Source organism: Aeribacillus sp. FSL M8-0235, from assembly GCF_038000355.1.
In the GTDB taxonomy this organism is placed as follows: domain Bacteria; phylum Bacillota; class Bacilli; order Bacillales; family Aeribacillaceae; genus Aeribacillus; species Aeribacillus composti.
Window position 1 is genome coordinate 269,862 of record NZ_JBBOBW010000001.1, and the last position, 21,340, is coordinate 291,201.

Below are 21,340 nucleotides of genomic sequence, written 5' to 3' on the forward strand. Positions count from 1 at the left end.
TACTGGTTGCTAATAAATATTATAACAAAATTTCTTATATAAGTAAAATGTATGAATTTCAACTCAGTCGGGGGTTTTCCTATACTTAATGAAAAAAGGGGCAAATATAACACCTTTTGTTCAAAGTCTCCACTCCGATTGATAGAAGCTTAAAAAATGTTTGAAAAACCTCTAAAGAAGAGTGCTGTTTGTTTTAATGTCTAATTATTCAGAAAATCTATCAAAAGCCTTATGAAATGGTATAATTTCCTTGAAATTTATGAAGAAAGCAGGTGATATGATTGAACTATTGTCAACAATGCGGACACCAATTAGAAGAAAATCAAACATTTTGTACGAATTGCGGCGCGAAAGTCGTAGAATCACAAAATGTAATGACGGCAGGGGAGGGATCAAGATCAAGAAGACCGGTGCTGGCAACGAAAAAATCTAAGATTTTTGCAAGTATTGGAGTTCTATTAATTTTAGTAATTGCAAGTTCATTTTTTATTGTAAAATCGATCTATAAACCGACAAAACTTGTGGAAAATTTTATTCTAGCTGTCAACAATCATGATGCAAAAAAAGTGGCTCATTTACTAAACTCGAAGCAATCGGATATAAAAATAGATGAAAAAGTGGCCAAACAATTAATTGACTATTATCAAATGAACCCATCGGAATTTTCTGAACTGAAAAATAGCTTGCATGAAGAAGCCGTTATTTATGAAAAAGGGGCATTTCCTGAGCATACTGATGCAGATATTTCGATCAATAAATTAGGGGAAAAATGGTTATTTTTTGATTATTATGCACTCATACCTAAAAATTTATATATTGTCGTAACGGCAAATCATGATAGCCATATTTACATAGATGGGAAAAAATATGAACCTATAAAAAAAGACGAAGAACGGACTTACGGGCCGTTTTTGCCAATCAATCATAAAGTACAAGCAGTATACAAAGGAGAATACGCAGACGTAAAGCAAGTGGAAGAAGTTTCGCCAAGTGATGCAGAAGAAAATAAAGTGTACATAAATTTTGATTTAACTGGAGATTATGTATATTTATATTCAAATATTGAAGATGCCACTTTATTCGTCAATGGAAAGAGCACAGGTTTAAAAATTTCGGATGTAGAAGAGTTTGGGCCAGTTGCAACAGACGGTTCGATGACGCTTCATGCCGAAATCAAAACTGCTGATGGTACGTTGAAAAGCAATAAAAAGACAATTAAAGAAGCCGGGGAAACGATTGATCTATTATTTGAACAAGAAATTCCAATGGAAGATTTCGAAGATATTGGAGATTCATTAAAAGACTATCATGATGAACAATCGGAGATCGAAAATGTGATTATGAGCCATTATACTAGTATTTCAAGCGGTGATTACGAATCGGCATATGCACTGTTTTCCTCAAGCCGTCGCAGTAAAATTAGCTATGAAAAATGGTCTAAAGGGCTAAAAAACAATTTTAAAAATGAAGTTACGAATGTAAGTGTGGAAAGTATAGAAAATGATCAAGCGACAGTGAGTTTTCAATTAACTTCTTATGACAAACAGGACGACGGCTCCACATTAGTACAAGAATGGGGAGGGAAATGGTATTTAGTGAAGGAATCAGACGGCTGGAAATTAGCAACGCCTGAAATTAAAAAGCTAAATACTAGAACGGAATGAAATGGAAATCTTTGCTTCTCATTTTCGCCATATTTATTTTGAGTATTTTTGCCATTATATCAATCCCGAAATTGCCGCTCTTTCAGGAAAATCAAAAAACAAAGATTCAAGACCAGCATGAAGAACCGGAAGTAAAAGAAGCGGGTAATGTTGCAGCTTTGCAAGAAGAAAAAAACGATAAGAAAGAAGAAACGGTCGAAGAAAAAGCAGCTAGAATAGTGGATGATATGTCTTTGGGCGAGAAGGTCGGCCAGCTTTTGATGGTGGGCTTTAAAAGCACGGAAAAAGACGAGGAAATAACCGATTTAATCGTAAACAAACATATCGGTTCTGTCATTTTGTTTGACCGCAACATGGAGACTCCGGAACAAGTTGCGCAATTAAATAATTCTTTGCAAAGGCTTGCGCTGAAAAAGCGGTTTGGAGTGCCGCTTATGATCGGAGTGGACCAAGAAGGGGGAGACATTTTGCGGATGAGAGAAAAAGTGTCTCCTATCCCATCCCAACAGAAGCTAGGGCAAGCTGCAAATGAAAAAGCGGTGTACGATATTGCTCTTCTGAACGGAAGGGAATTGGCTGCCATGGGATTTCATCTAAATTTTGCACCCGTTTTGGATTTGTCAGAGACTGACAGCCGATCTTTTGGTACAAATCCGGAAGCGGTCTATACGTATGGTGCAAAAGTGGTTCAAGGATTGCATGAAGCGAAGATTACAGCAACGCTCAAGCATTTTCCCGGCAACGGAAGAAGCAGTGTTGATCCGCATATTGACACTTCTTCTGTAAAAGCGGACAAATTGGATTTGGAGAATTCCGATATTTATCCATTTAAAAAGCTCATTGAAAATACAGATCACAATCAATTCTTCATTATGATGACTCACATTAAATATCCAAGTTATGATCCTAGCAAACCAGCAAGTTTATCTTCTGTTATGATTCAAAAGCTGCTTCGGGAAAAGCTGGGGTATAAAGGAATTGTTGTCACGGATGATCTTGAAATGGGCGCAGTAAATAAATATTATTCATATGAAGATATGGCAATCGAAGCGATTAATGCCGGAGCGGATTTGCTGCTCGTTTGCCATGAATATGAGCATCAAGTGGAGGTTTATAATGGCTTAGTGAAAGCAGTGAAAGACGGAAAAATTCAAGAAAAACGCATCAACGAAGCGGTGACAAGAGTGCTAATGCATAAATTATCCACTATTCAAAATCCGATCGTTGATCCGCAATATGCGAAAGAAACAGTTGGAAGCAAGGAGCATAAAACACTGATCGAAAATTGGATGAATACAAAGGAACAGTGATTCAATTAAATTCGTAGAAGACCTTCATTCAATGTTTGGGCAAGCCGATTGTAGGCGGCTGCCCATGTTATACCAATAAATAGAGGAGGAACAATAGAGGAAAATGATTTGTCATCAATGTGGAAATGAACAAGAAAAAGGAAATTTTTGTGGGAAATGCGGAGCAAAATTGAATAATGATCCAAATCTACAAGAAACAGCGGGAGGCGGCGGGGATCAGGTTTCAATTAACAGAAATCCCCAACCGTCTTATGGCCAAGCAGCTTCCACGCAAATGAATGAACATGTAGAAAAGGTTAAAAAGCAGTCGAAAGTGTATGGAAGCTATTTCGTTCATTTTTTGAAACATCCGTCATCCATTTTTGGCAAAGAAAAAAATGAATGGGTGAATGGCTTTATCAGCATTATTTTATTTGTGTTCATTGTCACACTAACGGTTAGCGTTTTTGTCCGCAATCTATTTAAATCGGCAATTCATGGTACTCAAGGACTGATAAATGAGTTTTATGATGGACCTTCGTATGTTTCGGTATTTTTTAATGTTTTTATATTTGTTTTTCTTATTGTTGCGCTCGTGTTATTGTGTATGTTCATTGTTAATAAATTGTTTGGATCAAGTGCATCTTTTAAAGAGGTAACAGCTATATATGGAGCACATCTTACCACCGCGATCATTGTTTCGCTTATCGCGTTATTGCTAGTTTTGTTAAAATCCCATGTTTATGGAAACATTGTGCTGAGCATTTCACTTTTGCTTGCGATCGTTTTAATTCCATATTATTTGATAAGTGTACTGCTAACGAAATATTCAAAAGGAATAGATCCTTTATACTCATTTTTTATCTATGTTGCTATATTTTCCCTCCTGTTTGCGATTTTTATCGGTATATTGGCTGATTCGGCAATGGGAAGAATTGTTGATCAATGGAGATATTTTTGGTGATGGAGTGACATTGAACATTTTGAACGATCTAAATATTAGCTGCTTTAATTTTCATACAATATAAATATAGACTTACACAATGAGTACCGCTAAGCCTTAAAAGCATCAGATCACCTTCAGCGCTGGTATGCCCGCCGCATACCAGCGTTTCATATGTGTGCGCCCGGCATGGGTGTAATCTATAGGGTGAAAGTCCCGAGCTGCGAAGGCAGAAGTAGCAGTTAGCTTAACGCAAGGGTGTCCGTGGCGACGCGGAATCTGAAGGAAGCGAGCGGCAAACTTTGGGTCTCTCGGAACACGAACTTCATATGAGGCTAGGTATCACTGGGTGAGTTTGCACAACAAAACAAAGCCCTTTCTGCCGAAGGTGATACAGAGTAAATGAAGCAGATGGATGGAAGGAAAGATTACACTCTTACCCGGGGAGGTCTGGCTGGCACGCCAAGTAACCTTGGTAACCTATCTAGTGATAGATAGCTGAACAGTCAGAAGTCAGCAGAAGTCATAGTACTCTTTCAAGCTCGAGATGGAAGAGGAAGGACTGAACAATTAAGGAGAACGAATCGCTAGGCGTTCATCTTCTGTGTGGAAGCAGACAATCCGATAGGACTTACTTGAAGGAGGAAGTGGTGAATCCCACGGGGGACTTCAAGAGGGTGGAGCAGAAGATGGCACAAATAGAAGAATTCGTTCACGTGGAGAGGATATCAATGTTGATGGAAATGATTTTGTCACGGGAAAATCTCCTGGCGGCACTGAAACGAGTCGAACAGAATAAAGGAAGTCACGGAGTAGATGGCATGTCCGTAAAAGACCTACGAAAACACCTCTACGAAAATTGGGACTCCATTCGACAGTCGTTGAGAGAAGGAACCTACAAGCCCTTACCCGTCCGTCGAGTCGAAATCCCGAAACCGAACGGTGGAGTAAGGCTTCTAGGGATCCCTACCGTGACGGATCGTTTCATCCAACAAGCGATTGCCCAAGTGTTGACGAAAATTTTTGATCCGACCTTCTCGAACCATAGCTATGGTTTTCGCCCAGGCAGAAGGGGACATGATGCGGTTAGGGAAGCAAAGGGTTATATCAAAGAAGGATATCGTTGGGTAGTCGATATAGACCTAGAGAAATTCTTTGACAAGGTGAATCACGACAAACTGATGGGGATCTTGGCGAAAACGATCAAAGATCAAATTCTACTGAAGGTAATTCGCCGGTATCTTCAATCAGGCGTGATGATCAATGGAGTGGTAATGGAAACGGACATGGGAACGCCTCAAGGCGGCCCGCTTAGTCCACTTTTATCAAACGTCATGCTTCATGAATTGGATAAGGAGCTTGAGAAACGTGGACATAAGTTTGTTCGGTATGCGGATGACTGTAACATCTATGTGAAAACAAAGAAAGCAGGAATTCGTGTCATGAATTCCATTACGAACTTTATCGAGAAGGAGTTAAAGCTCAAGGTAAATAAAGAGAAATCGGCGGTAGACCGTCCTTGGAAACGGAAGTTTCTCGGTTTCAGCTTCACACTCAATAAGACTCCAAAGGTACGAATTGCGAACGAAAGTGTGAAACGTTTGAAGAACAAGATCCGTGAAATTACATCAAGGTCGAAACCGTATCCAATGGAGAAAAGGATTGAGAAACTGAACAAGTATTTAATGGGATGGTGCGGATATTTTGCCTTGGCAGAAACACCAAGTAAGTTCAAAGAATTTGATGAATGGATTAGACGAAGGCTTCGAATGTGTTTGTGGAAAGAATGGAAAACCCCGAAAACAAGAATTCGGAAACTCAGAGGATTAGGGGTTCCAAGCCATAAAGCATTCGAATGGGGCAATACACGCAAGAAATATTGGCGGATTGCCTGCAGTCCCATTCTACACAAAACCCTCGACAACTCCTATTGGAAGCGTCGAGGGTTAAGAAGTCTATTCGAAAGATATCAAGCACTACGTCAAACTTAATTGAACCGCCGTATACCGAACGGTACGTACGGTGGTGTGAGAGGTCGGGGGTTAGTCACCCCCTCCTACTCGATTAATAGGCTGATTTTCATTCTATTGTATGATATGACGTTTTAAGTTGAGGTCATTATGAGAGAATTGGAAGCAGTATGGAACAATTGGCCGATATTCTAGGTAAACGACAAGCAAAAACTGGACATATTATGATCGTTTGCCTAAAATGAAGGTAAAGGAATACCAAAACAAACCAAAAATTGATTTCAAAGGAAGGTGATGTTCAAAATGGATGCAAAGGCGAAAAAAACGGCTTTACGTGGAATTACATATGGCTTGTACATTGTTGGTACGAAAGATGAAAACGGTGCCAATGGATTTGCTGGAAATTGGTTGACTCAAACCTCTTTTGAACCGCCTTTAGTTGCAGTTGCTGTAAAAGCGGGTACACGTTCACAACAACAAATTGCCAAAAGCGGGGTATTTAGCGTCAATATTTTGGAGACGGGGCAGAAGGAAATGGTTACTGCTTTTTTCCGATCCATTGAACCGGAAGGAAACAAGTTGGCGGGATACGAATTCTATACCGAAGAAACAGGATGTCCGATTTTTAAAGATGCGTTGAGCTTTTTTGAGTGTAAAGTGGTGGAAAAAATAGAAAAAGGTGACCACTATATTTACGTCGGTGAAGTGATCAATGCCGGCGTGCACCGGGAAGGCGATCCGCTAACATTGAAAGAAACCGGTTTTTATTATGGAGGCTAAACTTTTTATAAGAAAAATGTTTCGGTTAAAAAGACCTGCAAATTTTATTATTTGAGACAAAAAATAAGAAAATAGTTTTGTTCGGCAAAAGGTTGAAGCAAGATTTTAAAGAATAAGCGATGATGACTTACGATTATTTGAAGCAGGCGTTCATTTCCGTCTGCTTCTAGCATATTTATCCAAATGAATGTTCATAATATAAGTATGAATTCGTTGAAATTTTTGTAAAAAAATAGTATAATATAATTTATTGTATGAATCGTGTGAATTGTTTTCATAAATCGATTTAAAAAAATTACATCATGGTGGGATCGAAAAATTATGGATCAAAAGCTATCATTTTCTTCGCTTGCTGTCATTGGAGTTATGTTGTTTGCTCTATTTTTTGGGGCAGGGAATCTAATATTTCCGGCTCAGCTTGGACAAAATGCCGGGGAAAATCTTTGGTTTGCTGTGACTGGATTTATCATTACTGGAGTTGGATTGCCGTTTCTCGGGATTATAGCGATGAGTTTTTCCGGAAGCAGTGATTTGCAAGAGCTTTCTAGTAGAGTTCATCCGACTTATGCCGTCTTTCTTACATCATTGCTCTATTTAACAATTGGTCCTTTTTTTGCAGCACCACGGACTGGAACTGTTGCGTATGAAGTCGGTATTACGCCGTTTGTTGCTGAGGAATTTCATCAAGTTGGATTGTTTATTTATACACTGCTATTTTTTGCTGTGACTTTTTGGTTTTCTTTATACCCGTCTAAGATTGTCGATAATGTTGGAAAACTTTTAGCACCTGGAATTGTGATTCTTCTTGCCATACTTTTATTTATGGTAGTTGTGAATCCTATTGGGGATATTGGTTCAGCGCAAGGCGTGTATAAAATTCATGCGTTTTCCCAAGGTTTTATAGATGGCTATAGTACAATGGACGCCCTTGCATCACTTGTATTTGGCATTATTGTGATCAATGCCATACGCAAATTAGGTGTAACATCAAAAAAAGATATTCTGAAAGCTACAGCAAAATCAGGAACTGTTGCCATTTCACTGCTTGCACTGATTTATATTGGAATTGCTTATTTAGGAGCAACAAGTGTAGAAGCTTTCGGAATTTTTAAAACAGGTGGACCCGTTCTCAGCAATGCGGCTTCACATTATTTTGGCACATTCGGTTTAATTATGCTGGCTATTATTATCATTCTTGCATGTTTAACGACTGCCATTGGTTTAATAACGGCGAATGCTGAATATTTTCATAAATTGATTCCGAAAATCGGCTATAAAACGTGGGTTGTCTTCTTTAGCTTACTTACTTTTGTAATAGCAAACTTTGGATTAACAAACATTATTTCATTTTCTATCCCTGTCTTAATGTTCATCTATCCTCTAGCGATTGTTTTGATTTTGTTAACGTTCTTGTCGCCGCTTTTCCATCACGCACGCATTGTATATGTTTCAGCGACTGGAGTTACATTTTTAATCAGTATTTTTGACGGTTTGAAATCATTATGTGATTCACTTGGAATTGATTATTTCGGATGGATGGTACCAATTGTTTCGTTTTATGAACAGATATTACCATTTTATAAACAAGGACTCGGCTGGTTTATTCCAGCGATCATTGTCATTATTATTACAGGTATTGTCGGAAGGGTTCAGGCCAAATCAACTGTTAGAGCGTAAAATGTTCTATTATAATAATAGAAAGAATAGTTTGAATTTTTGTAAGCTATAAAAAAGGAACTTTCTTAAGGAAGGTTCCTTTTTTTGATCAAACTTGACCATTGACAATTTTTTAAAACTAAAGGAAGATTCTTTTTATTATTTAGTGATTATGGTATTTTTCTTGTAGAGGTTAAAGTCTATTCACCCTTCGCAAGTTCGGATTTAAAAATAAAGGATATTTAGCAGCTGCTAGAAGTACCCCCTTTACAATATAATGGAATGATATCAGAAGCTTTGAAGATGTATGCCGTTCTTTAGACTTTATTAATTGAGAGAAAACCTTTAAGGAAGGGAAATAGGAATATATATTGTAAGGGTAACATCGGCCGCCAGATGGTTCTATGTTCGGCAGCTGAATGCAATTTGTGATTAGTTGATGAACAGAAAAGAAGGATTTCATTACACTTTATAAAAGGAAGTGTGACGTTGTGAAAGCCAAACAATTATTGGTATTACTATTTATTACAATAATCATTTCTGCTTGCAGTTCAAATAAAGAACAATCAACCATGGAGCACGCGCCGAATGGCGACTTGTGGGAAACAACTGCTTCAAGGGATGAACTGCCGACCTTTTTAAATGAATATAGCGAAAACATTCAAATCATCTATCAAGCAGCCGGAAAATCAATGGAGCTGCTGCAATGGATTCCTTGTTATTGTGGCTGCGGCGATCATGCCGGACATCGGAGCAGTCTAAATTGTTTTGTTAAGCAAGTAAATCAAAATGGTTCTGTTGTATGGGATGACCATGGAACACGCTGCAACGTCTGCTTAGAAATTGCAGCAGAAGCAATCAAAATGAAGCAAGATGGAAAAACGGTAAAAGAAATTCGCCAATATATAGATGAAAAATACAAAGAAGGCTATGCGAACCCGACAGATACACCAATGTCGTTATAAAGAAAAGGATGAGACCAATTATTGGTTTCATCTTTTCTATGTTTTATGCTTTGTCGAAACTGTTTTTGTCCTCAGGACTTGATCATGATGGAAAAAGGCTTGTGATTAGACATTTAATCTTGAATATCCGTCAATACTGTTTTTTGTTATTTTTACATAATAAAATTGTCGGAGAAAGCTCCTTCGGCTTTTTTTTGACCGATCCTCCACGCTTTCCAACAAAGAATTATTTATTTCCCTTCTCCATTATATATAATCATATTCCCTTTCGCTCCATGACCCATTTTCCATTCTGCCTTTCCCTCATGTCTAATTCTAAGGACTGATCTAATAAAACTAGCAAGAAAAGTCGAAATTTTTAAAAACATACTTGACAAATAGGAATAATGGAATTAATATCATACTTAAATCTTTTACTTTTACCCGGTTGCCCACTGGACCGCCAGAGGCTCATATCAGTTCCTAATATTAGGGATCTGATATGAGCCTTTTTTATTAAAATTTAAGGAGGGAAAATCAATGGGTTTACAATTTGCTTATTGGGCGCCAAACGTTAGTGGAGGGCTTGTGATCTCTAATCTGCCACAGAAAACAGGCTGGTCATTTGAGGATAACAAACGTTATGCACAAATAGCTGAAGAAAATGGTTTTGATTACGTCCTGCTGCAAACAAGATTTTTCGCCAGCTACGGAGCTGAAAAACAATTAGAAGCCGCTGCGCTTGCTTCTGCACTTGCCGCTAGTACCAAAAAATTAAACATTATTACAGCTGTGCTGCCCGGTCTTTGGCATCCAGGTGTCATAGCAAAAATTATTTCAACGATTGATCATATCAGTAATGGTCGTGCTTCAATTAATATTGTCAGCGGATGGTTTAAAAATGAATTTATCGGTTATGGGGAACCGTGGTTAGACCATGATGAACGTTATCGACGGTCTGAAGAATTTATACAGGTTCTACGAGATTTGTGGACAAAGGAAACCACTACTTTTAAAGGAGATTTTTATCGTATAAATGAAGCGCCATTAAAGCCTAAACCTATTAATATCCCGAAAATTTTCCAAGGCGGAAACTCGAAAGCAGCAAGAGAAATGGCTGGACGAGTTTCAGATGTTTATTTCATGAATGGAAACTCGCTGGAAAATCTGAAAAAGCAAATTGATCATGTGAAATCATTGGCTGAATCGAACGGAAGAAACATCCAATTCGGTGTTAATGGCTTCGTGATTGTTCGTGATACAGAAGAAGAAGCAAAACAAGTTTTAAAAGATATTGTTTTACATGCAGATAAAGAAGCTGTGGAAGGCTTTGAAAGTCAAGTGAAATTCGCAGGGAAAGCCTCTCCTGAAGGTGAAGGAATGTGGGCGGAATCCACCTTCGAAGATCTTGTGCAATATAATGACGGTTTCAAAACAGGTTTGATTGGAACGGCAGAACAAGTGGCAGATCGCATCATTGAGCTGAAAAAAATAGGAGTCGATATTGTTTTGACAGGATTTTTACATTACGATGAAGACTTAAAAGCCTTTGGTGAAAAAGTCATTCCGCTCGTAAGAGAAAAAGAAGCAAAATTGGAGGGAATCCTAGCCAACTAATATAAAGAAGCATAAGACTCGAAATGAGTAAGCTTTCGGAACAACTAACAAATGAATACGAATGATGTTGGGCATTCAACATCAAGAAATGAGGAGTCTCTTTCTTTAAATAATACTTGACATATAGGAATAATATGTATTAATTTAGTTATAAACAAAATAGTTTGATGAATGCTGACTGGACAACTAGAGGCTCTCAATTCAAGATCATATTTCTTGAAATGAGAGTCTCTTTCCTTTTTTTACAAACATGGAAAGGTGGATTAGCGGTGGCAAATAGTTATGTGAACATATTGGATTATAAAGCGGAAAAACAAAAATCTTTGTTAGAAAATGAATATTTGAATTTGCCGGATTTACAATTTTTCCTTTGGTGCCAAAAGAATTATCGGATAAATAAAGGTGTTTTCAATACGATTGACAATTGGTTTTATACAAATGGAGTCGTTTCTATTATTCATCGTCGAATTTATATTTTAGCTTTTCTGGAATTTGTCAAAAGAGAATATGCAGATTTTAAAAAACGCAAATATATCCGTTTTGGAAACGGAGGTCTTTCAAAGAAGCTTCATCAATTTATGAATGAAATAATGGAACAATAGAACGATTATGTCAGTAAACTATTAATCACAAACATTATTTAGATAAAGAAGACAAAGGGGTAACTAATGATGAGTGTTGCAGAAGGAACAGGTCATTACCTTGACACAGCTTTGCAGTTAGCAAAGGAGTTTGCTAAAACTGCAATTGAAAGGGATGAACGAGGAGGAACAGCAAAAGCAGAACGTGACCTGCTTAGAAAAAGCGGATTACTTTCACTTATCATCCCGAAGTCTTTAGGCGGACTGGGGAAGGATTGGAAAGCTGTGCTGCAAATTACACGTGAGCTGGCAAAAGTAGACGGGTCATTGGCTCACTTATTCGGCTATCATTTCTTATGCTTGACATCCGTACATCTATTCGGTTCCCCTCAGCAGAAAGAGAAGTATTATAAGGAAACGGCTGAAAATAATTTGTTTTGGGGAAATACCTATAATCCTCTTGATGAAAGCTTGCTCGTAAAGCGAGAAGGGGATCAGTTAAAGCTAATTGGGAAAAAAAGCTTTTGCTCGGGTGCTAAAGATTCAGAGCGGCTGCTTATATCAGCTAAAAGTCCAAATCAAGATCGCCCTGTTATTGCTGTTATTCCTACTAATCGGACAGGAATAATCATTAATGATGATTGGGATAGCTTCGGCCAACGGCAAACGGACAGCGGCACTGTTGTTTTTCAAGATGTACTGCTGAAGGAAGAAGAGATATTAAATTTCTATGAACAAGAACCTGAAAGCTTTTTCCCTACTATAAGGACGCATACTGCTCAAACCATTTTAGTTCATGTTCTTCTTGGAATTGCGGAGGGAGCATTTGAAGAAGCGAAAAACTATACGAAAAATATCACTCGTCCTTGGCTGACCTCTAAAGTAGATCAGGCGACGAGCGATCCATATACGATTCGCCAGTATGGAGATTTATATGTGCAGTTAAAAGCTGCAGCTGCATTGGCCCAAGACGCTTCAAATGCTCTGCAAGAAGCATGGGATAAAGAAAGGGCATTAACAGAACAGGAACGTGGAGAGTGTGGAATTATCATTGCGACTGCAAAGGTTGCAACAGCAAAAGCAGCTTTAGAGGTTACCAGCCGTATGTTTGAAGTAATGGGGGCAAGGGCAACTTTAGGAAAATATCGGTTTGACCGCTTTTGGCGAAATGTAAGGACTCACACGTTGCATGATCCCATTGAATATAAAATCCGTGATATCGGAGAATGGGCTCTTAACGGTAAATTGCCTGAGATTACACCGTATTCTTAATGTATAAACGATCGAATTTAATTGAAGAAAGGTGATGACATTATGTCAAATATCGTGATTATTTCCGGAAGTCCATCTAAACCATCAAGAAGCTTAGCTATCTCTGCTTATTTAGAAAAAAGGATCAAGGCTGAAGGGCTGAATGCGTCTACCATTTCAGTTCGTGACCTGCCGGCAGAAGATCTTTTATTTGCCAACTTCAACAGCCCAAAAATTCAAGAGGTTTTAGCACAGATTGAACAAGCACAGGCAGTTATTATTGTAAGTCCTGTATATAAAGCAAGCTATCCAGGGGTGTTAAAAGCCCTGTTAGATTTCATTCCTGAAAAAGGATTCGTTGATAAAGTTGTTCTCCCGGTGGTTACCGGCGGAACAGCAGCTCATCTTTTAACATTGGAATATGCTATTAAGCCGATTGCTTCTGTGTTAGGCAGCCAGGAGATTTTAAAAGGAGTGTATTTCGTAGATTCTCAAATTGGCTATCACGAAGATCAGGTTACTTTTATTGATGCGGAAATAGAATCGAGATTACAAACATCATTGAATGATCTATTAAGCCGGTTAAAAGTTGAACAATTAAAATAGTGATTTATATATTGTTTGCACCGAACAGAAAGGATGTTTCATCCTGCTCACGGAGATGAAAAATAATGGTGCCAGAACTGTCGCCAATAAATTGCTTAAGCTGCCGTTGATTCCAACCAAAAAATTCTTACCTTTGTATAGGGAAATATATTACTTTAGCAAAAATTTCATACGATCAAATGTATCATGTTGACTGGACGACCAGAGACATATCATCGCAAGTTTCGTACTTGCAAAGATAGTCTCTGTTTTTTTTCGTTATAAACCTTTAAATAAAACGAAGAAAAAGATGTAACAACAAGTATTTGAGAAAGAGACACGTACCTTTCAAAAATGATCCCACTCCATTTCAGTTTTGATATATAGAATCACAGACATTATCGGTCCATGGAATGATAACTAAACGACAATGTCAAATTTACGGTTAGTCGGGAGGAAATCATATGAAGAAAAAGCGAATTTATTTAAACGCTTTTGATATGAATTGTGTGGCGCATCAATCTCCGGGATTATGGGTGCATCCTGAAGATCAGTCATACCGATATAAAGATATTGAATATTGGGTTGAGCTGGCGCAATTACTGGAAAAAGGGCGGTTCGATGGATTATTTATTGCAGATGTAATCGGCATTTATGATGTGTATGGAAATGATAAAACAACAGCAGTACGTGAAGCAACCCAAGTTCCAGTCAATGACCCTATTTTACTTGTTTCTGCAATGGCGCATGCAACGGAGCATTTAGGCTTTGGGATCACATGCTCTACAACATTTGAGCATCCATATACATTTGCACGCAGAATGTCGACTTTAGACCATTTAACAAAGGGCCGAGTAGGCTGGAATATTGTTACTTCCTATTTGGAAAGCGGAACGAAAAACATCGATATTGGTGATCGGTTCCTCCATTCAGAACGATATAATATTGCGGAAGAATATTTGGAAGTTTGCTATAAATTATGGGAAGGCAGCTGGGAAGACGATGCTGTTATAAAAGATAGAGATAGAAAAATTTTCACAGACCCAGCGAAAGTTCATGAAATAAATCATCACGGCAAATATTTTAATGTGCCAGGCATTCATTTGTGCGAGCCGTCGCCGCAAAGAACACCTGTTTTATATCAAGCAGGCGCTTCAGCGAGAGGGCGTCAATTTGCAGCAAAACATGCTGAGTGCACATTTGTTTCGATGCCAGGAAAAGAGCCTATCGCTTCATATGTTAAAAATTTAAGAGCCCAGGCTGCTGAATTTGGCAGGGATCCGCAAAGCATAAAAGTATTCGCTTTGTTCACACCGATTGTTGGGCGGACGGAGGAGGAAGCGTGGGCGAAATATGAAGAATTATCGCAATATATCAGCTATGAAGGGGCCCTTTCTTTATTAGGCGGCTGGTCAGGTGTTGATTTTTCAAAATATGATCCTGATCAAGAAATTGAATACATTGATACTAACGCCATCAAATCAGTGCTCGAATCATTAACGAAAGCAAGTCCAAATAAAAAATGGACTGTCCGCGAGCTGGCGAATTTTGCTGGAATAGGCGGAATGGGTCCTGTAGTAGTCGGAACACCAAAGCAAATAGCTGATACGTTTGAGGAATGGATTGAAGATACGGATATCGATGGATTTAATCTCGCCTATGCAATAACGCCGGGAACTTTTAAAGATTTTGTTGATCTTGTCATTCCGGAGCTTCAACAACGTGGAGTCGTGAAAAAAGAATATGAAGAAGGAACTTTGCGGGAAAAATTGTTTGGCAAAGGCCAGTCCCGTTTACCGGAAGACCATATTGGAGCTAAATATAGAAATTTAAGCTATCAACTGCAGGATTAACCTTACTTTTTTGTATCAAAAGAAGCTTTGAACTTCGTATGATCAGCCTTGAAAAAAGGAAAATGTAGGTTAGTCGTTAGTCAGTATTACTTTTGCTCTTTATTTGACTTGTTGCCAATTTTGCTGCGGATTCATAAGTCCTTTAAGTCGTTTATGAAATGAATTCTTTTTTTGGTTAAACAAATTTTTAGGATAAATGGAGATATGGGGAATATGACAAAGCCATTATCATTTTCTGCTTTTGTTATGAATACACCTTCTCACATTCTTCACGGGATGTGGCGTGATCAAGAAGGTCATCAGCTTAACTTTAATGACGTAAATCTTTGGGTTTCTTTAGCGAAACGGCTGGATGAGGGAGGTTTTGACGTCATCTTTTTCGCCGACGTCGTCGGGCTGTACAATGACTTTCGAGGAGGATGGGATTTCCATATTGAAAATGGCTTGCAAGTACCTAGTAATGACCCAATGGTACTGCTTTCAGCACTTGCAGTAAATACAAAACATTTGGGCTTAGCTTTTACGGCGGCTCCGGTTCAAGAACCTCCCTTTAACTTTGCACGCCGTGTATCAACATTAGATCACATCACCAAAGGACGAATTGCCTGGAACATGGTTACCAGCTACTCAGCAAATGCCTTTCGCAACTTTGGCTATGACGGCTTAGTTCCGCATGATGAACGATATGAGTGGCTGGATGAATATGTTGATGTTTTATATAAGCTTTGGGAAGGTTCATGGGATGAAGGAGCGCTTTTGCAGGACCGTGAAAGCGGAATTCATGCGGATCCGGCGAAAGTCCATAAAATTCATCATGTCGGCAAGTGCTACAAGGTGGAAGGACCGCACTTAGTGGCTCCATCACCGCAGCGCACACCGTTGCTTTTTCAAGCTGGTTCGTCCCCTACTGGCAGAGATTTTTCGGCTCGCAATGCTGAAGCGATCTTCATTGGAGCACCTGATCCTGAAAATGCCCGCAAGCTGATCGATGAAACACGAAGGTTGGCGGTTGAAAATGGCAGAAAGAGTGAGGATATCCACTTTTATCAGGGATTGTACTTTGTGATCGGAAAGACGGAGGAAGAAGCTCGGCAAAAAGAATATGAACTTGAAAATAAGATTGATTTCGATATGATGATCGCTCATTCCGCTGGGGGGATGGGAATTGATTTAGGGAATGCTACTTTAGATACTCCATTGGAAGATATCAAAACTGAAGGGATCAGAAGCACATATGAATGGCTAAAGCAAAGCACGCCGGGAAGGACTCCTACAGTTAGAGATCTTGCTAGGCTCAGGAGCAAAACAAACCGTATTGTCGGCACTCCTGAAATGATTGCAGACCAGCTTGAGCTTTGGAGGGATGCAGGTGTTGACGGCATCAATGTCATCAATGCGACGATTCCCGGTTCCTATGAAGAATTTATTGATCAAGTCATGCCTGTGCTTCGAAAGCGAGGTTTAGCGCGCAATGGATATGGAAAGCCAGGAACATTGCGGCGCAAATTGTTTGGGACAGATCGTCTCAATGAGCGTCATCCTGCTGCAAAATACCGAGGTGCATTTGCAGCGAAAAGCCCTGTAAATTGATCTGAGGTGCTAGTAATTGCTGTTTGGCTCTTTTTTTTACAAATAAATATTACTAAAAAGATGTGAATAGTGAAATTTAAAATACGATTAAAGGAGTGCATAAAAGATGTCAATTCAAAATCAATTAAATGAAGCAAGCTCTTTGACTTTTAACGGTCCGGTAAAAGTTGATTCGCCTGAATTAGATCAATTGATTGATGTAATTGCTAAAGACGCTGAGGAACGAAGAAATGCCGGCAGTGAAGAACTGCCTTATCACGCCTTCGATTTAATTCGGCAATCTCGATTGGGTGCTTTACGTCTGCCTGTTGAACTAGGCGGTGGAGGAGCTAGTATTCGTGATCTTTTCTATGTCCTAATCCGTTTAGCTGAAGCCGATCCGGATGTGGCGCACAGCCTTCGTGCCCATTATTGGCAAGTAGAAGAAATACTTCGAAATCCGGATAAAGAACGACGTGAGCAATTGTTGGGAATCGTGGCAAAAGGAGATATTATTGGGAATGCCTTTACGGAAATTTCATCAAAAAATGTTGGTCATTTGATTTTTGAAACAACTTTGACTCAAGATGGCGAAGGGTACCGATTAAACGGTACGAAATATTTTAGCACCGGTACCATATATTCCGACTGGGTAATCGTTATGGCATCAACCCCTGAAGGAAAACCTGTTTCCGCGTTTATTCCGACAAATCGTGATGGCGTCATCATTGAAGATGACTGGGATGGTATCGGACAAAAATTAACAGGAAGCGGTACAACACGCTTAAACAATGTATATGTCAATCGAGAAGAAGTAACATTTATTGATGAGACGAAGACGCCTTTCAATTCATTTTTACAGCTCTATCTGCAAGGAGTGATAGCGGGTATTTTGCGGAATGTGGTGACAGACGCTAAAGCTTTAGTTCATGGAAGATCCAGAACCTTTACTTTTGCATCGGCAGATACGCCAGCGGCTGATCCGCTGCTTCAGCAAATTATTGGGCAGCTTTCAAGCAGCGCGTTTGCCGCAGAAGCACTTGTGCTGGCTGCCGCAGATGCATTAGACATAGCAGTGAATGAGGCGGTTAATGGAGAAATAGACTTTGATTTAAGTCATGAGGCTTCCCTGCGAGCTGCTCAGGCGAAAGTTATTATCGATCACCTTGCATTACAAGCAGCTACACTTCTCTTTGAGGTTGGCGGCGCTTCAGCTACGAGACAATCCAAGCATTTTGACCGCCACTGGCGCAATATTCGCACACTTGCTTCCCATAATCCGATAGCCTACAAAGCAAGAGCTATTGGCGATTATGTTGTGAATGGTACGAAGCTTCCGATAAGAGAGGTTTACTTCTAAGGATTTTATTGGAGGATGCACAATGGATTTTAACGCAAGCAATCAGACGATTCGAAATGAACGAGATGCAAGGCTCGTAGAATATGCGGAGCGCATTGCAGAGAAAATTCGACAGACAGCTGATAAATATGATGAAACAGGAGAATTTCCGTTTGAGCATATCGAAATCCTGAAAAAAGAGGGGTATCATAAGCTAACAATCCCTAAAGAATATGGCGGTGAAGAACTTTCATTATATGAAATTTTGCTTGTACAAGAACGATTAGCGAAAGCCTGTGGTTCTACGGCACTGGCGATAGGATGGCATTTAATGGCATTCTTTAGCCTTAGGGATTTCCGGTCTTGGAAAGAAGAAATTTTTGCGAAAATATGCAGAGAGGCCGTTGAGGAAGGTTCATTATTAAATGTTTTTGTCACGGAGCGGACATCAGGCAATATTGTAAGAGGCGGAACCCCATCAACAATTGCGAGAAAAACGAAAGACGGATATATCATTTCAGGAAGAAAGGCATTTGCAACATTGGCGCCAATTGTGTCGCATTTTACGATTTTGGCATATGTCGAAGAAGAAGATAAAACGGCCGAATTTTTTATTAAAAAAAATGATTCGGTACAATTGATAGATACATGGAATGTTTTGGGAATGAGAGCAACAGGCAGCCATGATATCGAACTGCATGATGTGTTTGTGCCGGAAGAGGCGTTATTGTCTTACATTGACAAGGGGAAGAACAACCGCTTTAAGGGCAACAGCAGTGCCTACACGCTGCAGTTGCCAGCCATTTATTTAGGGATTGCGATTGCTGCCAGAGATTTTATATTAAAGTACGCGGCTGAGAAATTTTCACCAAGTCTAGGAGATGTTATTCTAGAGGCGCCGCATGTTCAGGATAAAATTGGAGAAATCGAAATTTTAATCGCTGTATCAAGATACCTGTTATACGGTTTAGCTGAAAAATGGGACCGAAATTTACATGTTCGAGATAAGTTAAGCAATGAAGTCTCTATTACAAAATATACAGTATGTAATAATGCGATCAAAATAGTAGAGCTGGCTATGAGAATCGCAGGCGGTCATTCGTTATCGAAAGATTTGCCATTAGAAAGATATTTTAGGGATGTTCAGTGTGGTTTATATAATCCTCCTTTAAATGACATGGTCGTGAGTCAAGTTTCGAAATCCGTGATTGAAGAATATCGAAATAGCTTGAAAGAAGTGCAATTTAAATAGGAGGATGCTGGAGACTGTGGGAGCATTTTCTGCTGCTGAGCAGAAAAGTTCATAATATTTGCTGACTGGAACACCAGAGGCCTTAATTTCATGAAAAATGAAATTAAGGCCTTTCTTTTTCACAATATGACAAGGAAAAAAATTTTTTGCATTGCACAAATGTGTCAAAGTATTATGGTTCATCGCCATTTTTCCAAGTTAAACAAATTAAATTAAACATAAAGAGTTAAGATGGGAGAAGCACCATCCCCAAACACTCGAGTAGTTCCCGCATTAAACGTTTTGAACAAAGGGGATATTGTATATAGATCTAGATAAATTTTCGGTTGGTGGAGGAAATTGATGATTAGGCTAGAGAGAGTTAGTAAAATATACGAGTCTGGTGGGAAAAAAGTAGAAGCTGTAAAAGATGTTTCGCTTCACATTAAAAAAGGCGACATTTTTGGAATCATCGGCTTTAGCGGAGCCGGAAAAAGTACACTGCTTAGGTTAGTGAATTTACTCGAACGTCCGACAAAAGGAAATATTATAGTCGATAATTATGATTTGAATTCCATATCTTCGAAAGATCTGCGGCAATTAAGAAGAAAAATTGGAATGATTTTTCAAACATTTAATCTATTTAATTCTCGCACGGTATATGGCAATATTGCTTACCCTTTAAAATTGGAGAAAAAATCGAAGGAGGAAATCCACCAACGAGTTACAGAGCTATTACAATTTGTTGGTCTTGAAGACAAAGCTGACAAATTTCCAGAACAGTTGTCTGGAGGTCAAAAACAAAGAGTAGGGATTGCACGAGCGCTTGCAACTTCACCAGACATTCTGTTATGTGATGAGGCTACCTCGGCTTTAGATCCAGAAACCACTAATGAAATATTAAATCTATTGAAAAAAGTGAATGAAGAATTCAATATTACGATTTTATTAATAACACATGAAATGAACGTGATTCGAAAAATTTGCAATCGCGTAGCGGTTATGGAAAACGGGAGAATCATTGAAGAGGGTGAGGTTTTTAATATATTTTCAAATCCTCAAGAAAAAACGACGAAAAATTTTATCAGTTCGGTTGTAAATGAAAAATTATCTTCGAGCTTGCTTGAAAAGTTAAGGAAGGATCATGAAAGAAAGCTTTATCGAATTGTATTTTCAGGAGACACTGCGAGTCAACCTATATTATCGACATTAACAGCTAAACATAATATTCACTTTAATATCATTTACGGAAGCATCAATGAACTTCAAAATCAATTGTTTGGCAATTTAATCGTGGAATTCATTGGAGCTGATTCTCAAATTGAAGAAGTATTAAAAGAGTTGACAGAGATAGTTGAAGTAAGGGAGGTCACAAACGGTGAAAGTTGATTGGACGACGTTTTGGCCTAGAATACTTCAAGCAACAGGTGAAACGATTACAATGGTCATTTTCACATTGATTTTTGCTAGTATTTTAGGAATTATCATGGGACTACTGCTATTTGTCACCCGTAAAGGCAATATTTTAGAAAATAGATTCATCTTTTCATTTTTGAATTTATTAATCAATATTATTCGACCTATACCGTTCATCATATTTTTAGTTGCCATCAGTCCGCTTACGCGATTCGTTGTGGGAACTACAATTGGAACGACAGCGGCTATTTTTCCGATGACCATTGCTGCAGCTTTTGCCATTGCCAGGGTGGTAGAAAATAATTTAGTCTCAATTGATCCAGGTATTATCGAGGCTGCAAAGGCGATGGGGGCATCACCCATTCAAATAATATTTGGGGTACTAATCCCCGAAGCATTAGGGCCTTTAATTTTAGGAATTACATTTATCACCGTAGGACTTATTGATTTTTCCGCCATGGCTGGAACGGTCGGCGGAGGGGGCCTTGGGGATCTTGCGATGACATATGGTTATCAGCGGTTTGATACATCCGTCATGATTGTTACGGTTGTCATATTAATTATTCTTGTTCAAATTGCTCAATTTATTGGCAACATGCTTTCACGTTTCTTTTTACGCAGATAGATCAATCATATATTAGGGGGATTATTA

Annotated in this window: 17 protein-coding genes; all 17 read left to right on the forward strand. The window is 38.8% G+C overall.

The window, feature by feature from the left end:
* Positions 1-281: 281 nt before the first annotated feature.
* Positions 282-1,664 carry a zinc ribbon domain-containing protein gene (locus NSQ71_RS01430; protein ID WP_340732491.1) on the forward strand — a complete coding sequence of 461 codons (1,383 nt, stop codon included), beginning with the start codon at positions 282-284 and terminating at the stop codon, positions 1,662-1,664.
* A complete protein-coding gene (gene nagZ / locus NSQ71_RS01435) occupies positions 1,661-2,974 on the forward strand; it encodes a beta-N-acetylhexosaminidase (protein ID WP_117017021.1) in 1,314 nt (437 codons plus the stop codon). The genes NSQ71_RS01430 and nagZ overlap by 4 nt, the downstream gene beginning before the upstream one ends.
* Before the next feature lie 103 nt (positions 2,975-3,077).
* Positions 3,078-3,917: a DUF6574 domain-containing protein gene (locus NSQ71_RS01440; RefSeq protein ID WP_340732493.1), complete on the forward strand. Its 840-nt coding sequence runs from the start codon at positions 3,078-3,080 to the stop codon at positions 3,915-3,917.
* Between the two features lie 710 nt (positions 3,918-4,627).
* Entirely contained in the window at positions 4,628-5,887 is a 1,260-nt protein-coding gene (ltrA, locus tag NSQ71_RS01445; RefSeq protein ID WP_340734389.1) for a group II intron reverse transcriptase/maturase, read from the forward strand.
* Between the two features lie 282 nt (positions 5,888-6,169).
* Positions 6,170-6,646 (forward strand): flavin reductase family protein, encoded by a 477-nt coding sequence (locus tag NSQ71_RS01450; protein ID WP_327863033.1) that lies wholly within the window; start codon positions 6,170-6,172, stop codon positions 6,644-6,646.
* Positions 6,647-6,967: 321 nt separating this feature from the next.
* Positions 6,968-8,323, forward strand: a complete 1,356-nt coding sequence (gene brnQ, locus NSQ71_RS01455; RefSeq protein WP_339193968.1) for a branched-chain amino acid transport system II carrier protein — start codon at positions 6,968-6,970, stop codon at positions 8,321-8,323.
* A 470-nt stretch (positions 8,324-8,793) separates the two neighbouring features.
* Positions 8,794-9,267, forward strand: coding sequence for a PCYCGC motif-containing (lipo)protein (locus NSQ71_RS01460; protein WP_340732496.1), 474 nt, complete (start codon positions 8,794-8,796; stop codon positions 9,265-9,267).
* Positions 9,268-9,786: 519 nt separating this feature from the next.
* On the forward strand, positions 9,787-10,863 hold the full coding sequence (gene sfnG / locus NSQ71_RS01465) for a dimethylsulfone monooxygenase SfnG (RefSeq protein ID WP_063386537.1): 1,077 nt from the start codon (positions 9,787-9,789) through the stop codon (positions 10,861-10,863).
* Between the two features lie 269 nt (positions 10,864-11,132).
* Positions 11,133-11,465: a hypothetical protein gene (locus NSQ71_RS01470; protein WP_340732498.1), complete on the forward strand. Its 333-nt coding sequence runs from the start codon at positions 11,133-11,135 to the stop codon at positions 11,463-11,465.
* 69 nt (positions 11,466-11,534) lie between these two features.
* Positions 11,535-12,716 (forward strand): acyl-CoA dehydrogenase family protein, encoded by a 1,182-nt coding sequence (locus NSQ71_RS01475; protein ID WP_327847772.1) that lies wholly within the window; start codon positions 11,535-11,537, stop codon positions 12,714-12,716.
* Between the two features lie 42 nt (positions 12,717-12,758).
* Positions 12,759-13,301: an NADPH-dependent FMN reductase gene (ssuE, locus tag NSQ71_RS01480; protein ID WP_063386539.1), complete on the forward strand. Its 543-nt coding sequence runs from the start codon at positions 12,759-12,761 to the stop codon at positions 13,299-13,301.
* 443 nt (positions 13,302-13,744) lie between these two features.
* Positions 13,745-15,133: an LLM class flavin-dependent oxidoreductase gene (locus NSQ71_RS01485; RefSeq protein ID WP_066247175.1), complete on the forward strand. Its 1,389-nt coding sequence runs from the start codon at positions 13,745-13,747 to the stop codon at positions 15,131-15,133.
* 213 nt (positions 15,134-15,346) lie between these two features.
* Entirely contained in the window at positions 15,347-16,723 is a 1,377-nt protein-coding gene (locus tag NSQ71_RS01490) for an LLM class flavin-dependent oxidoreductase (RefSeq protein ID WP_340732507.1), read from the forward strand.
* A gap of 106 nt (positions 16,724-16,829) precedes the next feature.
* Positions 16,830-18,062: an acyl-CoA dehydrogenase family protein gene (locus tag NSQ71_RS01495; RefSeq protein ID WP_144596894.1), complete on the forward strand. Its 1,233-nt coding sequence runs from the start codon at positions 16,830-16,832 to the stop codon at positions 18,060-18,062.
* A 22-nt stretch (positions 18,063-18,084) separates the two neighbouring features.
* Positions 18,085-19,293, forward strand: coding sequence for an acyl-CoA dehydrogenase family protein (locus tag NSQ71_RS01500; RefSeq protein ID WP_340732510.1), 1,209 nt, complete (start codon positions 18,085-18,087; stop codon positions 19,291-19,293).
* Positions 19,294-19,635: 342 nt separating this feature from the next.
* Positions 19,636-20,661: a methionine ABC transporter ATP-binding protein gene (locus tag NSQ71_RS01505; RefSeq protein WP_130157495.1), complete on the forward strand. Its 1,026-nt coding sequence runs from the start codon at positions 19,636-19,638 to the stop codon at positions 20,659-20,661.
* Positions 20,651-21,313, forward strand: coding sequence for a methionine ABC transporter permease (locus tag NSQ71_RS01510; protein WP_066247161.1), 663 nt, complete (start codon positions 20,651-20,653; stop codon positions 21,311-21,313). The genes NSQ71_RS01505 and NSQ71_RS01510 overlap by 11 nt, the downstream gene beginning before the upstream one ends.
* Positions 21,314-21,340 lie beyond the last annotated feature (27 nt).

Bases quoted from the DNA above. Each gene is read 5' to 3' on its own strand.
- nagZ (WP_117017021.1), top strand. From the start codon at position 1,661: ATGAAATGGAAATCTTTGCTTCTCATTTTCGCCATATTTATTTTGAGT.
- NSQ71_RS01500 (WP_340732510.1), top strand. From the start codon at position 18,085: ATGGATTTTAACGCAAGCAATCAGACGATTCGAAATGAACGAGATGCA.
- NSQ71_RS01475 (WP_327847772.1), top strand. From the start codon at position 11,535: ATGAGTGTTGCAGAAGGAACAGGTCATTACCTTGACACAGCTTTGCAG.
- NSQ71_RS01495 (WP_144596894.1), top strand. From the start codon at position 16,830: ATGTCAATTCAAAATCAATTAAATGAAGCAAGCTCTTTGACTTTTAAC.
- sfnG (WP_063386537.1), top strand. From the start codon at position 9,787: ATGGGTTTACAATTTGCTTATTGGGCGCCAAACGTTAGTGGAGGGCTT.
- NSQ71_RS01490 (WP_340732507.1), top strand. From the start codon at position 15,347: ATGACAAAGCCATTATCATTTTCTGCTTTTGTTATGAATACACCTTCT.
- NSQ71_RS01485 (WP_066247175.1), top strand. From the start codon at position 13,745: ATGAAGAAAAAGCGAATTTATTTAAACGCTTTTGATATGAATTGTGTG.
- ssuE (WP_063386539.1), top strand. From the start codon at position 12,759: ATGTCAAATATCGTGATTATTTCCGGAAGTCCATCTAAACCATCAAGA.
- NSQ71_RS01440 (WP_340732493.1), top strand. From the start codon at position 3,078: ATGATTTGTCATCAATGTGGAAATGAACAAGAAAAAGGAAATTTTTGT.
- ltrA (WP_340734389.1), top strand. From the start codon at position 4,628: ATGTTGATGGAAATGATTTTGTCACGGGAAAATCTCCTGGCGGCACTG.
- NSQ71_RS01450 (WP_327863033.1), top strand. From the start codon at position 6,170: ATGGATGCAAAGGCGAAAAAAACGGCTTTACGTGGAATTACATATGGC.
- NSQ71_RS01505 (WP_130157495.1), top strand. From the start codon at position 19,636: ATGATTAGGCTAGAGAGAGTTAGTAAAATATACGAGTCTGGTGGGAAA.
- brnQ (WP_339193968.1), top strand. From the start codon at position 6,968: ATGGATCAAAAGCTATCATTTTCTTCGCTTGCTGTCATTGGAGTTATG.